The 13991-nt window shown below is 58.9% G+C and carries 14 protein-coding genes; 2 read left to right on the top strand and 12 right to left on the bottom strand.

Going from position 1 to position 13991, the window contains the following annotated elements; translation table 11 throughout:
- Positions 1 to 102 precede the first annotated feature (102 nt).
- Positions 103 to 1533: an aminotransferase-like domain-containing protein gene (locus tag ACYZT4_RS15980; protein ID WP_461981168.1), complete on the top strand. Its 1431-nt coding sequence runs from the start codon at positions 103 to 105 to the stop codon at positions 1531 to 1533.
- Positions 1534 to 1647: 114 nt separating this feature from the next.
- Here ACYZT4_RS15980 and ACYZT4_RS15985 read toward each other — a convergent pair whose 3' ends face one another.
- From ACYZT4_RS15985 to ACYZT4_RS16030, 10 genes are all read right to left on the bottom strand, one after another.
- The gene (locus ACYZT4_RS15985) at positions 1648 to 2448 is read right to left on the bottom strand and encodes an N-acyl homoserine lactonase family protein (RefSeq protein ID WP_461981170.1); all 801 of its coding nucleotides are present in this window, start codon (positions 2446 to 2448) and stop codon (positions 1648 to 1650) included.
- A gap of 14 nt (positions 2449 to 2462) precedes the next feature.
- Positions 2463 to 3422 (bottom strand): diiron oxygenase, encoded by a 960-nt coding sequence (locus ACYZT4_RS15990; RefSeq protein ID WP_461981172.1) that lies wholly within the window; start codon positions 3420 to 3422, stop codon positions 2463 to 2465.
- A 66-nt stretch (positions 3423 to 3488) separates the two neighbouring features.
- On the bottom strand, positions 3489 to 4247 hold the full coding sequence (locus ACYZT4_RS15995; RefSeq protein ID WP_461981174.1) for a TauD/TfdA family dioxygenase: 759 nt from the start codon (positions 4245 to 4247) through the stop codon (positions 3489 to 3491).
- An 18-nt stretch (positions 4248 to 4265) separates the two neighbouring features.
- A complete protein-coding gene (locus ACYZT4_RS16000; protein WP_461981176.1) occupies positions 4266 to 5141 on the bottom strand; it encodes a branched-chain amino acid aminotransferase in 876 nt (291 codons plus the stop codon).
- Positions 5142 to 5165: 24 nt separating this feature from the next.
- The gene (locus tag ACYZT4_RS16005; RefSeq protein WP_461981178.1) at positions 5166 to 6506 is read right to left on the bottom strand and encodes a KamA family radical SAM protein; all 1341 of its coding nucleotides are present in this window, start codon (positions 6504 to 6506) and stop codon (positions 5166 to 5168) included.
- A gap of 31 nt (positions 6507 to 6537) precedes the next feature.
- Positions 6538 to 7182, bottom strand: a complete 645-nt coding sequence (gene yfcF, locus ACYZT4_RS16010) for a glutathione transferase (protein WP_461988704.1) — start codon at positions 7180 to 7182, stop codon at positions 6538 to 6540.
- Positions 7183 to 7385: 203 nt separating this feature from the next.
- Positions 7386 to 7853 (bottom strand): cupin domain-containing protein, encoded by a 468-nt coding sequence (locus tag ACYZT4_RS16015; RefSeq protein WP_461981180.1) that lies wholly within the window; start codon positions 7851 to 7853, stop codon positions 7386 to 7388.
- Positions 7854 to 7876: 23 nt separating this feature from the next.
- A complete protein-coding gene (locus ACYZT4_RS16020) occupies positions 7877 to 8374 on the bottom strand; it encodes a RidA family protein (RefSeq protein ID WP_461981182.1) in 498 nt (165 codons plus the stop codon).
- Between the two features lie 43 nt (positions 8375 to 8417).
- Positions 8418 to 9698: a biotin carboxylase gene (locus ACYZT4_RS16025; RefSeq protein WP_461981183.1), complete on the bottom strand. Its 1281-nt coding sequence runs from the start codon at positions 9696 to 9698 to the stop codon at positions 8418 to 8420.
- A 42-nt stretch (positions 9699 to 9740) separates the two neighbouring features.
- Entirely contained in the window at positions 9741 to 10841 is a 1101-nt protein-coding gene (locus tag ACYZT4_RS16030; protein ID WP_461981185.1) for a hypothetical protein, read from the bottom strand.
- Positions 10842 to 10989: 148 nt separating this feature from the next.
- Here ACYZT4_RS16030 and ACYZT4_RS16035 point away from each other — a divergent pair, with 148 nt between their 5' ends.
- Entirely contained in the window at positions 10990 to 12408 is a 1419-nt protein-coding gene (locus ACYZT4_RS16035; RefSeq protein ID WP_461981187.1) for an aminotransferase-like domain-containing protein, read from the top strand.
- A 412-nt stretch (positions 12409 to 12820) separates the two neighbouring features.
- Here the strand turns inward: ACYZT4_RS16035 and ACYZT4_RS16040 are convergent, their stop codons facing one another.
- On the bottom strand, positions 12821 to 13273 hold the full coding sequence (locus tag ACYZT4_RS16040) for a hypothetical protein (protein ID WP_461981189.1): 453 nt from the start codon (positions 13271 to 13273) through the stop codon (positions 12821 to 12823).
- A complete protein-coding gene (locus tag ACYZT4_RS16045; protein WP_461981191.1) occupies positions 13257 to 13892 on the bottom strand; it encodes a DUF6036 family nucleotidyltransferase in 636 nt (211 codons plus the stop codon). Before ACYZT4_RS16045 ends, ACYZT4_RS16040 begins: the two co-directional genes overlap by 17 nt.
- Positions 13893 to 13991 lie beyond the last annotated feature (99 nt).

The following is a 13991-nucleotide window of genomic DNA, read 5'->3' on the forward strand; positions in this document are numbered from 1 at the left end:
AGAAAACACTTCCCTTAACCCTTGAGCACCACGGGTCCGCCTGCGGGGAACGTCAACTCACTTTCCAGCCAAGACTTCAGTGGTGCAATTGCTGAGGTCATCATGCACACGACGCCCCTATACCGTCAGTTAGCCCATCACTACCTTGACGCCATCCGCAGCGGCACCCTGAAAACCGGTGAACGCTTCCCCTCCATTCGGCTGATGATGGAAAAACACGCCGTCAGCCTGTCGACCGCCGTGCAGGTCTGCCGGGAACTCGAAGACTACGGCGTGCTGGAAGCGCGACCGCGCTCCGGCAATTACATTCGCCAGCCGGACAGCGTGACCAAACTGGCGATGATCGCGCCTTCGCCTCCCCCGGACACCAGCGTCTACCAGGGGATTCACGAGCAGGTGTCGACGGTGCTAAAGGCCAGCCAGCGCGCGGCGATCAAGGTCAATTTCGCCAGCGCCTGCTGTGCGCCGCAACTCTATCCGCTGAAAATCCTGCAGGACCATATGATCAAAGCACTTCGTCAGGACCAGAATGTGCTCGGCGTGCAAGGTTCGACCGGCGGCGACTTCGCGTTGCGCAGCATTCTGGCCCGTCGGGCGCTGACGTTCGGCGCTCATCTGACGGCAGAAAAAACGGTCATCACTCACGGCGCCACCGAAGCGCTCAACCTCGCTTTGCGCGCAGTCACACAACCCGGCGACACCGTGGCCGTGGAGTCACCGACCTTCTACGGCCTGCTGCAAATTCTCGAAAGCCTGAACCTGCGGGTGCTGGAAGTCCCGGCGACGGCCCACGCGGGGATCAATCTTTTTGCACTGGAACAACTGTTGCGCGGCCCCGAGCGGGTTCAGGCGTTGATTGTCATGCCCAATCTGCAAAATCCGCTGGGCAGCATCATGCCCGACGCCAACAAGGCGCGCCTGGTGCAACTGTGCGCCGAGCACGGCACCGTGCTGATCGAAGACGACACCTACGGTGATCTGGTGGACACCGAGCAGCCGCTGTCCTCGCTCAAACACTGGGACCGTAGCGACAACGTGATTTATTGCGCATCGCTGAACAAAACCCTGGCACCGGGCGTACGCCTGGGCTGGATCAGCGCTGGCAAATGGCACGATCGCGTGGAAATGCTCAAATACACCCAGTCCCGGGGGTGTGAAGCGTTGTCGCAGCTGGCGGTGGGTGCGTTCATGAGAACGCCGTCCTACGAACGATACCTGCGACGGTTGAGGAAAATTCTGACGCAACAACGGCAGCAGATGAGTGCGGCGATTGTCCGCTACTTCCCACCGGGCACCCGCGTGACGGAGCCTCGGGGCGGGACGCTGTTGTGGGTGGAGTTGCCTCGACAGTATTCGTCCATGGCACTTTTTAGGGAGGCGTTGAAAGTGGGCATCCAGATTTCACCTGGGGATATCTTTTCCAATACCCAGCGCTTCAATCACTGTGTGCGGATGGGATGTGGGATGCCGTTTTCACCAAAAATCGATGAAGCCCTGGCTACCCTCGGCCGACTGCTGAAAAATCAGGGTTAACTCATACCTGTGGGAGCGTGGCTTGCCCGCGATGGCGGTGTGTCAGGCACGGTGATGTTGGAAGTGCCAGCGCCATCGCGGGCAAACCACGCTCCCACAAGTTAACGGTAACCTTCAGACCGGATGCTGGTGCAGGCAGATGATGTGCGGGTCGTCATTCCAGTGCGGGAATCGCTCGGCGATTAGTGGATCGTGGCCAGGGATTACGTGATCTTCGCTATCCGCTAATCGATCGATTTCAATAAACGCCTCCAGCGTCTGCGCCATGTCGTCCAGAATCGGAAACGGGCTGCGCTGGCGAATATTCGCCCACAAATGCGCCGCGTCCGACGCCAGCACAATCCACCCGCGCCCGGTGTTGACCCGCACCACCTGACTGCCCGGCGTATGCCCACCCACCGCATGCAGCGTCACACCGGGAACTACCTCGACCGTGCCGTTGTGCAAGCGCATCCGCCCTTCGAACAGCGGTGGCAGCGCCGACATCACGTCCTCGACTTCGTAGGTTTTATTCACCGTACGATGGGCCATTTTTGGACCGGTGCAGAAGCGCAACTCCGCTTCCTGCAAATGCACCGTGGCTTTCGGAAACAACCCCAGATTACCGGCGTGATCCCAGTGCAAATGGGTCAGGATCAGGTTCTCGACCTGCGCCGGATCAATGTCCAGTTGGCGTAGGGATTCTTCCGGCAGGCGATACATCTGACGGTTGCGCCGATCCGCTGTGGCCGGTTGGAAACACGTGTCGACCACGATCACCTGGTGCCCGTTGCGAATGACCCAGAAGTAGTAATCCAGCGGCATTGGTGCATCCGGATCGCCGCAGCAGGCATCGTAGAGAAAATTCTCGCGGGCGGTGCGTTGGGCATTGGCGCCGACACGGATGGCGAAGACTTCGTACACAGGAACGGACATTTTCAGCTCCTGACTCAGGCAACAGCCACGGATTTGAGGGTCGGATGGAAGTCGAAATCGATCTGGTCGCTGATGTCCAGATCCAGCGCCAGACGATGCAAGCCGCTGTAGTCACGCATGATCGTGGCGTTCTTGTTGCTCTCCCGGGTATCGGCGATGATCAGCACCGCATCCTCGACGCCAAGCTGCGTCAGAATCGCCTCCCACATCGAGTAGTCCTGAGCGACAAAAGCACTCAGCGCCACCGACAGCGTCCGTGCGAAAAAGGCCCGCTGGATCGGTTGCATGTTGGCGTACATGACCTTCGCCGCTTCAGCAAGAATCTTGCTGTGGGCATACTCGTCACGGTTGTGCAGTTCGGCCACGCGGCGGTTTTGCGGCTGGATGCTCTGGTCGTCCGCCAGTAAATCCAGATAGGCGTTGACGCTGATCTCGGCCACCACCGCGAAGGTGATTGCTGCCAAATCCCGTTGCCACTGCTCGGGCAGCTCTTCACGCAACGCGGCAAGACGCAGGTACGTCACCGACGGCGGCAAGTCCAGATCCTGATCAAGCGCGCGGTCCTCTTTGGTCCGTTGAATCGCGCGTAGATGCATGAGCGTGTGGTAATGCTCGTCGATCAGGGTCTGCTGCATGGCCTCGCGAAAATGCCAGTCATTCTTGCCCAGGTATTGATTGGCGATGACGCTCAGCGCCGGGTTCACCACGTGCTCTTCGGCCGTGACCGTGCGCAGGTTGTAGCCGATCCAGCCCCAGGTCACCACGGTGCTTTTGAGCTCGTCGCTCAAGGCCTGGAATTTCGGGTGATGGAAAAACGGAACCATACACTCCGGGTAATCCGGGCGCGCCGGATCGAACGCTTCGCTGACCGCGAACTTGTCCGGCGCACACACCGTGGCCCGTTTGGCCCAGGCCTGATTGAGCCGAATGACCAGTTGATGATCGACCTTGGCGATCTCGATTGCAGTTTGCATGACGCGATACCTGTAGGACGCGCACCTCTGAGGGGTACGCCTATTCAATAAGAGACGACGGATGAATCAGGCCAGCCAGTAGCGGGTCAGGTGTCGCGCCGGGTCAGTGTAACGACTGCGGGCATGGATCATTCGCCAGTTGTCCCAAATCAGCAGGCAGCCCTCGGGAATCAGCACTGGCGTGTTGTGCTGGATGAAATAGTCCTCACCGAGCACCGCGAACCGGGCCAGCGGCGACGCGTTGTTCGTCACGTTCGATTGCTGCAGGTCTTCCTTTGAAGGATTCACATCGCCGTAGTGAAACTGGTTGTAGCTGAAGCGGAAAATATCCCCGTCCTCTGTAGGCGTCAGGATGTATTCCATGACCCGGCGTTGTGCCGCTTCACCGGGTTTGGCGGTGGCAACAAACTCCACGGGGGTGTCGTCGAGCCATTCGCGCAATTCGGGCTCGGTGCGTTCAAGAGACGCCAAAAACTCATAACCGTCGACCAGCCCGGTATGCCCGCCGCCGCACCTAGCTTGCTGATGACAATGCAGCGCCAGGTAACGCGGCGGCGGCCCATAGACGGGCGCCTCGGTGTGCGGGCCGATGCCGTTCATGCTCTGGGAATAAGGTAAATCTTCGTACCCCGGTTTGCGGGTGATGGCGAACGCAGTCTGCCCGTTGAACTGCGGAATAATCGGACCGAACGCCTGAAGTGTGCCGACGACATCGTAGGCAAATTCGGCGGGCGTCAGCACGGTCCAGCCACGGGACGTCAATTCGTCATGGCGGTGGCCCAGCGAAACGTAGGGTTTAGACGCAACAATCCCTTGATCTGACATGGTGGTGTTCCTGGCGGTTTATCCGGCGTTAACGGTTGAGGTGTAAGCGGCAATGAAGTCGCGGCAGGCGCTGCCCGGTCGATAGCGCTGTTCATCGATGCTCTGCACGGGGGTGATTTCGGCGGCGGTGCCGGTCAGAAAACACTCCTCGAAGTCGCCCAGCTCCGTAGGCAGAACCGTGCGCTCGACCACCTGGTAATCCAGCGCCCCGGCCAGTTCGATCACGGTCTGGCGGGTGATGCCGTTGAGGAAGCAATCGGGCAGTGGCGTGTGCAGCGTCCGGTCCTTGACGAAGAACACATTGGCGCTGGTGGCTTCGGCGACATGGCCGCGCCAGTCGAGCATCAGCGCATCGTGAAAGCCGTGGTTTTCCGCATCGTGTTTGCTCAGGGTGGCAATCTGGTAATGCCCGGATGCCTTGGCTTCAAACGGGCTGCTGCTCGGCGGCGGACGCCGCCATTCGGCGGTCTTCAAGCGGATACCACCCATGTGCCCCGCCGGGTCGAAGTAACTCGGCCATTGCCAGCAGGCAATCGCCACGTGCACGCGGTTGAAGCGGGCCGACGTCGAGATCATTTCACTGCCGCGCCACGCCACCGGCCGCAGGTAACCGTCAATCACGTTATTGCGTTGCAGCAGTTCATGGCTGGCGGCTTCCAGTTCGGCCAACGCATAGGGAATCGCAAAATCCATCAACTGCGCCGAGCGATACAGACGTTCGCTGTGTTCGCGCAGTTTGAATATCCTGCCGTTGTACACACGCTCGCCTTCATACACGGTGCTTGCATAATGCAGGCCGTGGGTCAGCACATGCAGTTGCGCCTTTGACCACTCGACGAACTCGCCATCGAGCCAGATAAAACCTTCTCGCTGATCAAACGGAATGCTGCTCATATCCCTATCTCCTGAAGAATGTTCCTACGCCGTTTCGAGCAGGACCGGTATCAATTCGGGCACGGCAACCGGCTCCGGTTGAAAGAAAAACGCACGCTCGCCAAACGCCGGCCGCAGTTGATCGAACCAGGTCGCCTGGGGATCGAATCGCGCATAGAACGTGCGCAACACCCACTGCGGATCGCGCGCCTGAAGGAACTGCAACACGAAGACTTTTTCCCCGGCGACCGTCTCGATGCCGTTGATCAACACCTTGCCGTAAAAGGTGCTCATAGACGGCCCGCGCACCGTGCGCGCAAGCCCGGACACCGTGCGGTAAGCCGCCTGAAAAATCTCGAAGGCCCGCGCCAACGGCATCGCGAAGTAGTGGCTCGGGCCGGTATCGCGCTCGACAAACATGTAATACGGCACCGCCCCCAACCGCACACCCTCGGTCCAGAGCGCAGCCCAATCCGCCGGGTTTTCGTTGATGTGGCGGATCACCGGCGCCTGCATGCGCAAGGTCGCTCCGCTGGAACGAATGCGCTCGACGGCCTGGCGGGCGATGTCCTGACGCAGCTCCACCGGGTGGTTGTAGTGGCCCATGATCGACAGGTGTTTGCCAGCGGCGACGATCCGTTTAAACAACGCCAGCAACTCCGGCGCATCCTTGTCGCTGACAAATCGCTGCGGCCAATACGCCACGGCCTTGGTGCCGATGCGGATGCTTTTCAGGTGCGGCAGTGCCAGCAGCGGCTCGATGTACCCGGCCAGCGAACGGGTGTTCATGATCATCGGATCGCCACCGGTGATCAGCACATCCGTCACTTCGGTGTGCACCCGCAGGTAACTCACCAGTTCCTGGGATTCACGGGCGTTGAACTTGAGTTCTTCTTCGCCGATGAACTGCGCCCAGCGGAAACAGAACGTGCAGTACGCATGACACGTCTGACCGGCGCCGGGGAAAAACAGCACGGTCTCGCGGTACTTGTGCTGAATGCCTGGCAGGACTTTTCCGTCGAGAGTCGCGCCGTTGTGCGTCAGTTGCCCGGCCGGGTGCGGGTTCATGCGCAGCCAGATGGCCTCGATCCGCCGCTTGATGGCGGCGGCGTCATCCTGCTCGATCAGTTGCTTGAGCGACGCGTACTCGTCCGGCAGCAGCATGTCCTTGTGGGGAAAAGTCATACGAAACATTGGATCGTCCGGAATATTGTTCCAGTCGATCAACGTGCCCAGCACATAATCATTTGTGCGAAACGGCATGACCCGCGCCACGACGGTCATGGCTTCCTGCAACGCTGGCGTGAGTTTTTGCCAGTACGGCGTGTCGCGAATGGTCCGTGAATTGTAGGGTTTGTATCTTTCCTGCTCCGACAGTCCCTGCATGGCAGCGCTCCTGGTGATTTCCTGGCATCGGTTACTGGATGGCCGGCGCTGCGCGCTCTATGTCCATCCAGGCCCGGACGCTGTCGCGATCCCATTGACGACGCACGTACGCCGCCAGTCGCGCAGGCACCTGATCACCATTGGCCACCAGTCGATTGAGCATGATTGCCAGGTCGGTGTCGGCAATGCTCCAGTCACCGAACAGGTGATCGGAGCCCTCCTCCAGCAGCCGATCAGCCACGAAGAAAAGCCGGCCGACGGCGGCCAACGCGTCGTCAGACAGCGGGGTGTCTTTCCTGCCGAAATAAATGAGATCTGCGGGGCGTTCTTTGCGAATCACCAGCAGATCGCTGCGCAACCAGGCCTGTAGCTGACGGGCGCGGGCACGTTGTCTGACGTCGAGCGGGAAAAGCTTGTTATGCCCCGGCGCTGTTTCATCCAGGTACTCGGCAATCGCCGATGACTCCGACAGGGCGAATCCATCGTGAATCAGCGTGGGAATTTTGCAGGTCAGCGAAACATCGCGGTAACTGGCCTGATAATTTTCACGCGCCTTCAAATCCAGCGTTACCAGCTCAAATGAAAGTTGCTTTTCTTTGAGTGCAACAAATGCCGACATTGCAAAAGCACTGACAAAATCCGCGCCCACATACAGTTTCAGCCTCGTACTTTCCATAGAACGCTCCCTTGCACTAATCACAATAATCCGTTGCATTGGAGACGATCGTAGTTAGTTCAAGAAGTGCTGAACAGATACAGAAATTATGGGTTTGTACGGATACAGACATTTAAAAATACGCGGTGCTTATTGCACAAAAGAAAAAGGGAGTCGGCGAATGCGGACTCCCTGGCGTGCAGCAGAAGGTGAATTGGGAAGTGTCAGACCATGACGTCAGCAGCATTGGAGAGCTGCGCCATCTGCGGCATGTTGCTCATGTTCAGCATGGCCAGCGGTTCAGTGGCGCTGGTATTGACGAACCCGTGTCGGGTCCAGGCCGGCACCAGCAGCACGTCACCTGGGTTAACGCTCACTTCATCGGCATCGCCCAGCGTCAACGCCCCGCCGCCGGATTGAATGATGAACAGGTGCCACCACGCATGGGCATGGCCAACGAGAGTCGTTCCCGGTTTCAACCATTGCATGGACACCGCCATCCCTGGCGTCAATTTGCAACCGTCGGTGGTGTTGTCGTGAGCCAGCGCGACAATGTCGATCTCGCTGGCTTCGAGGTTTTTACGCATATCCGTCAGTTCGCCGCCCCTCCATACCCGCGCACTGAGCGACGGCTGATTCAAACTCTGGCGAAAGTCTTTATATGAAAAAAACCCGCCTTGAATATTATTCATCTGCAAACCCAACCCACTAACACTCACAACACTGAAGGACGCAACGCCACAATCATATCAACTTCCACGGCGGCATTTTTTGGCAACTGATAAACACCTACAGTCGTTCGAGTATGTTTCCCAGCGTCCCCCAGCACATGACTGAAAACATCCGACGCACCGTTGGCGACATCACTGAGGTCAACGAAGTCTTCCGTGCACTTCACATAGACCGTGACCCGAATCAGCGATTTGATCTTATCCAGCGAGCCAATCGCATCGACGATCAACGCCAGTCCGCGCATGGCGCTGATACTGGCGGCGGCTTGCGCATCCGTCAGGTTGAGCTCGCGCCCCACTCGGCCGGGGTACTGGATTTTACCGCTCATGCGCGGCACCAGACCGCTGACGTAAAGTTCATCGTGATGCCGCACCAGCGGCGCGTAATGCCCGCCCACGGTGTTCTCGCCGTAGATGTCGTAACCCAGCTCTCGCGCCAGGGCGATAAAGCGTTCATCACACGACGTTTTTTGCTCAATCATTTAACCCACCCTCTTAATCAATAATGCTTGAAACCCTGAAGGCTCAGCCCGCGGCTCTCACCGGTGCCGCCAGACAGGTCACTTCGACGCGCGACTCGATGGCTTCCGCCAGACGCAGCAGGTTTTCGCTGAGCTGCGCGTAGTCCTCGCTGAACAACACGATGTGGCCGATAAACGACGTGTTGTCTTTCACCAGTGCGGTGACCGAATCACTGAGGCGCTTGGCGTAAACCGCTTCAACCAGCTCAATGTTCAGCTCCCGGGCCAGTAATGCGATGTCCGGCACGTGGCGTAACAGTCCACCGGCTGGCGCCCGCAACAAACGGATGCCGCAGTAGCCCCTGGCAACGGGATCGTGATGGTCGACCTTGCCTTCCACTGCCCACCGTACCCAACGCTCCCACGGATTGAAATTGACGAACGCCAGGCGAGCCAGGTCCCAGATGTGCATGCCACCGGGGCGCATGTTGGTTTCCACGGCTGACGTCAAACCCTCCTGGCGCAGGAAAATCTCGTTGTGGTAGGCACCGTTATCCAGCGATGCCAACCCGGACATATGCCGACCGGCAGCGGACAGGCGAGCCTGCACATCAGCCGCCAATGGGGCCGGAACCACTTGTTGGATTTCCGCGCGATAGGCGCCTTCGGTGGTGGTTTTCTCGGTGACCCAAGTGCTGCCCGCGACGTAATCCCAGCTGTATTCCCGGGCGTTCTGGATCAGTTCTTCGAGGACGATGCCACCTTCGCGATACGGCTTGAGCGCCTGCCAGGCCTCGTCGCATTCGGACGGATGATGGATGACCCGGCAACCCCTGCTCGCGCCTTCGCAGGCCGGTTTGATAAAGGCTTTGCCCCCCAGTTCGACCACGCGCTGACGCAGCTCGCCGAGGCTTTCGACGCGTGCGGAAAACACCGGACGGTAATCTTCGGGGGCGGTATCGGCGGCGACTTCGAGCTTGCGAAAAATCTGTTTGTCCAGGCCCGCCCGCGCCTCGCCAGGCGTAATGCCGGGCAAACCGAAATGCGTGGCCAGCGCCGCGCCGAGTAAGACGCCACGGTCCGAGAAAGGCAGGACGCCGATCAGTTTCCACTGATCGACACTGAGACAACCCGCCACCAGTTCGACGGAGTCGGCGATGTCCTGCTGTGCCATCGAAGCAGTGCAGACGTGGTCCGCCACTTGGTCGTCATCGGCTTGAATCTGCTCGACCACGAGGATCAGCCGGGCGTTATAGAGTGTCCTGCAGAGGTCGCGCAGCTTACGGATATCGTGAACCCGGTTGCCGTTGTACCCGACCACTACTACGCATGACGTGGTGTGCATGAAGCCTCCGAATAGTGGAGTAAAAAACGCAAACGCGGTGACTCAGTCGTGCAGTGACGCGTTGGATTTACGATTGAGCCAGTACCAGGCCAGGATGCCGCCGGCGCCGATCGCGGCCAGCACCAGTGCGTTGTAGGGCGGTGGCATCACCCGCATGATCAATACCGTCAGCCCGGCGCCGACGCCCAAGGACACTTCCTTGACGAACATGTTGTTCTGCTTGACCGAGAAGTAGTCGAGGTAGCTGAACGCACACTCGGCCAGGGACAGCAGCGCCACCCAGACCAGCGCGCCGGCGAGGGTTTCGACATGGAACGCGGCCGGTGACGAGAGCACCGCGAAACCGCCGATGATGATGGCGATGACCGCGACCACCTTGAAGCGCCCGGTGCGTTCGATCAGCTTCATCATCGGCACCTGGGCGAACACCACCACGGCGCTGTTGAGGATCAGCATCAGGCCATACCAGGCGGGCAACTCACCGGTCTTGAGCAGAATCGCCTGCGGCAGAATCGAGAACACCCCGAACAGCTTGATGCCCATGATCAGGCCGGCGATCACCCACGGCAGTTTGTTGCGCCAGCCGCTGCCATCGTGCGTGACCGGGCTGGCCACCACCGGTAAGGTGGTGAAGTTCGCGCCCATGGCAATGGGCAGGCACAGCAGGACAAAACCTGCGGCGCCTAGGAAAAACAGGGTTGGGGTCAGCAGCGGCGAAAGCAGGATCAGCCCCGCCACCAGACTGCCCATGTTCATGGCGACGCGGTTATAGGCCGCCCCTTCCTTGGTCTGGGCGGCTTCGCTTTTGATCAGGTAACCGGCAATCGCAATGCCATAAGCGAACAGCGCCGCAGCGAACATCACCATGCCTTCGTTGCTGGTGACCGCCAGCAGCATTAGCCCGAGGGCGGCGCACATCAGCGTTACGCTCAGTGACCGCCGACCCAACACCAGCAACGTCAGTGGCAGCAGCAAGAGCAAGGCCCGATAGCCGAGAGCGAGGATGCTGTTGGTGGCGGTGTCGAGCCAGACGTTAGCCTTGCCCAGTACCGCGAACAGCGACACAGCGGTGATGATCCGGATCGTGAACAGGCGAATGTTGATCACCGGTTTGGCCACCGCGACCGTTGTTTGAACACTCATGCAACACCTCTGAAACCTGCGATTGTTCAGGCGTGCAGCGCCAACAATCAGGAAAGTCTGTAAGGTGATGGTAGAGAGGGCGGCTTGTTTTCATCAGAGCAAGTTCGTCCGCAATCAAACGAAGTTTACTGCCAGAGAGACCAGTAAAATGCAGGTTCAGCGCGCAGTGATCGCTGCTTTCGAGTTCCAGCCAGGTGTGCCGCTGGTCCAGCAGATCGTCGATCAATTGTCGGTGGCAATCACCCAAGGCGGGCTGCCTCACGGCTCACGGCTGCCGCCGATCCGCGAACTGTCCGAGTTGATGAGCGTGGGCAAATCCACGGTGGTGGATGCGCTGGACCGGCTGCGGGCCAAGGGTCTGGTGGTTTCACGCCAGGGTTCGGGGCATTACGTACATCGTTCCAGCACGACACTAAAAGTCGATGCCGGTCCGGATTTGCAACCTCAGGACACCTTGAGTGTTGTTCGCCGCGCAGTACTGCAGGACAGCGGCGCGCTGCGTCCGGGTGCCGGATTCCTGCCGTCCTCGTGGCTGCCGGCTGAAGAGCTGCTCAAAGCCTTGCGTGGCACACTGCGGGCCAGCTCCCTGCGCATGGGTGAATACGGTGTCGCCGCCGGTTACCCGCCGCTGCGCGAGGCGCTGCGGGTCAAGCTGTCGGCCATCGGCATCGAAGTGCCGGTGGACCAGATCGTCACCACCGCCAACACGGTGCAGGCCATCGACATGCTGATGCGTCTGCTGGTCAAACCCGGTGACACGGTGCTGCTCGACGATCCGTGTTACTTCACCATGCACACTAACCTGGCCCTGCATGGCGCCAAGGTCATCACCATTCCCCGTGGCGCCGAAGGCATGGACCTGGAGGCGTTCGAGCGATTGCTGATCGCCCACCGTCCCGTGCTCTACATGACCAACAACACCCTGCACAACCCTACCGGGCACTCCTTCTCTCCGGCGCAGGTTTACCGGCTGCTGGAGTTGAGTCACCGCTACGGTTTCCACATCCTCGAAGACGATTTGTATTGCGACCTGCAACAGCGCAGCACGCCGCGCCTGGCCGCTGGCGGGCTGGACAACGTCAGTTATGTCTCCGGATTCTCCAAGACCCTGACCGCGAACAGTCGGGTCAGCTACGCGGTGCTTTCTGCGCAACTGGCGGCACGCATGGTCGCGCTGAAAATGGCCTGCGGCGGCATGACGTCGGAGCTGGCGGAGCAGATCATCTGCACCATGCTCAGCGACGGCAGCTACGCCAAACACACCCGGCGCACGGTTGATCGGCTGTACGAGTCGAGCAGTCGGGTGACCCATTGGCTGATCGAGGCCGGTTGCTCGCTGTCATCGCTGCCGCATGAAGGGTTGTTCCTCTGGACGCGGTTGCCCGAAGGATTTCATGCCGAAACGCTGGCAAGACAAGGCCTGGAAATTGATCTGGTGCTGGCACCTGGCACGTTGCTCAGCAAGGCAGCGGATGCCAGCCAGTTCCTGCGTTTCAATGTGGGGCACAGCGATAACAGCCAGGTGCGGGAACGGTTCTTCCGGTTGCTCGATACGCCGAGCAAATAACTGACCACCACCGACCCTGTGGGAGCGGCTTGCCCGCGAAGGGGCCGTCACATCCAGCATCATTATCGCCTGACCCGCTGCTTTCGCGAGCAAGCCCGCTCCCACAGGGATTGCGAGTACTAAACGCCTACCACTGACCTCCACGGCCAGCATATCGCTACAATTGTGCGACGCAGTATCCACACGCCAATTTCAAACCGTCGCTGTCACTTCAGCGTCCGGGCCTGAGAACCCAAGACAATTCCGTGTTTTTCTTCACTGACTTGCTCAATCTCACTATCTGCCAATTCTTGCTCCCCCAACTCAGGTGCGGGGATATCGTCGAAGGACGCACTGTGCAACATGGTCGCGCCCTCCCGTTGAGCCCCCATCCCTGCATCAACTCTGCAAACAAGTCACGCGCGCTCATGGGTCAACTCGCAGTCGCACGCTGCTCAGCCTCATAGTGTCGAGTCTGAAAAGGCATGAGCGCTTGAGCCTTCAACCCAAGCCCTTCACTTAACCCCCACGAGGCGGCTAGCTCATCTCGACGTTGACGAAGTGGGGTGACCTCTTGTGGCGTAGCCTCTTGATGGGAGGTGGAATGTGCAAACAGCTCAAGAACATTGAGGGTTTCCGATACGCGCATATCGGATACACACGCAAAGCGAGTGAAGCGTTCGAGCAAATAGCCTGCCCGCCGAACCTCCACTGCGTCAGTATGGCAATTCAAAAAAACGGTAACTTCGCTCTCAAGGTTTGAATCAGAGTACCAAACAGCCTTGGCAGCACTCACAAGCGCGGCGTTATCGGCTTGATTTAACGGACTTCTGACCAGTGTGTCCAAAGCTGATGAAAGGACGTTGCCATTAACAGACTTCGCCATCAGCACTCTCCAGGTAGTCTTGCAAAATATGGGTTAGAACCGAGGTTGGCAGCTCTTTGTTGCCAACATATACATCAATTGCTTGCAACGCCAGTCGATGAAACTCCGTGCTGAGTACGAAGCCGCACCTGAGAAGCGCCATGATATCGCCGATGTCCTGTTCGGTTGCTCTGCCCAATTTAGAGATAGCAATGTCGATTGGTGCTGCGATGTGAACATGCAGAGGAGATTCAATCGAAAATTCCGTCAGAGGAACGCTCCGCTCCCAGTAGTCTTCGTGGATAGGGCCGAAGCTTGTGTTGTATTGAAGGTCATAGTTCAGCTCCATCAGTCGACCCGATCGCTCGTCGACAAATTGCTCTGGTATCTCCGCAAGCATGGTCTGCAGGTGAAGCGCTTGAGGGACATTTGCCTGATAAATCTCAGCATCGACGTCGGTGGAAACACGGTGATTCGTATAGAGATGAACTGCACAGCCACCAAACACGATAATTTTGACCGCACCTGGTTCTGCGTTCTCAAGCACTAACTCCGCTTCGACAGATCTAAACATAGCAATCAACGCCTGCCCCATCGCCTTGCTGGTCTTTACTCTGGGTTGTGAGGCTGAATCGCTCACGTCCTGAGGTTAGAGAGGCGACGTCTGACCAACAACCTGAAAGCTTTGTGGGAGGTTTCTACGGATTTGCCGATCGATTACCGTCGTCTGTCAGACCGT

Source organism: Pseudomonas sp. GB2N2 (assembly GCF_054897705.1).

Coding starts and splice junctions, on each gene's coding strand:
- ACYZT4_RS16005 (WP_461981178.1), bottom strand. CDS start 6,506: ATGCAGGGACTGTCGGAGCAGGAAAGATACAAACCCTACAATTCACGG.
- ACYZT4_RS16015 (WP_461981180.1), bottom strand. CDS start 7,853: ATGAATAATATTCAAGGCGGGTTTTTTTCATATAAAGACTTTCGCCAG.
- ACYZT4_RS16000 (WP_461981176.1), bottom strand. CDS start 5,141: ATGAGCAGCATTCCGTTTGATCAGCGAGAAGGTTTTATCTGGCTCGAT.
- ACYZT4_RS16035 (WP_461981187.1), top strand. CDS start 10,990: ATGCAGGTTCAGCGCGCAGTGATCGCTGCTTTCGAGTTCCAGCCAGGT.
- ACYZT4_RS15995 (WP_461981174.1), bottom strand. CDS start 4,247: ATGTCAGATCAAGGGATTGTTGCGTCTAAACCCTACGTTTCGCTGGGC.
- ACYZT4_RS15985 (WP_461981170.1), bottom strand. CDS start 2,448: ATGTCCGTTCCTGTGTACGAAGTCTTCGCCATCCGTGTCGGCGCCAAT.
- ACYZT4_RS16025 (WP_461981183.1), bottom strand. CDS start 9,698: ATGCACACCACGTCATGCGTAGTAGTGGTCGGGTACAACGGCAACCGG.
- yfcF (WP_461988704.1), bottom strand. CDS start 7,182: ATGGAAAGTACGAGGCTGAAACTGTATGTGGGCGCGGATTTTGTCAGT.
- ACYZT4_RS16020 (WP_461981182.1), bottom strand. CDS start 8,374: ATGATTGAGCAAAAAACGTCGTGTGATGAACGCTTTATCGCCCTGGCG.
- ACYZT4_RS16040 (WP_461981189.1), bottom strand. CDS start 13,273: ATGGCGAAGTCTGTTAATGGCAACGTCCTTTCATCAGCTTTGGACACA.
- ACYZT4_RS15990 (WP_461981172.1), bottom strand. CDS start 3,422: ATGCAAACTGCAATCGAGATCGCCAAGGTCGATCATCAACTGGTCATT.
- ACYZT4_RS16030 (WP_461981185.1), bottom strand. CDS start 10,841: ATGAGTGTTCAAACAACGGTCGCGGTGGCCAAACCGGTGATCAACATT.
- ACYZT4_RS15980 (WP_461981168.1), top strand. CDS start 103: ATGCACACGACGCCCCTATACCGTCAGTTAGCCCATCACTACCTTGAC.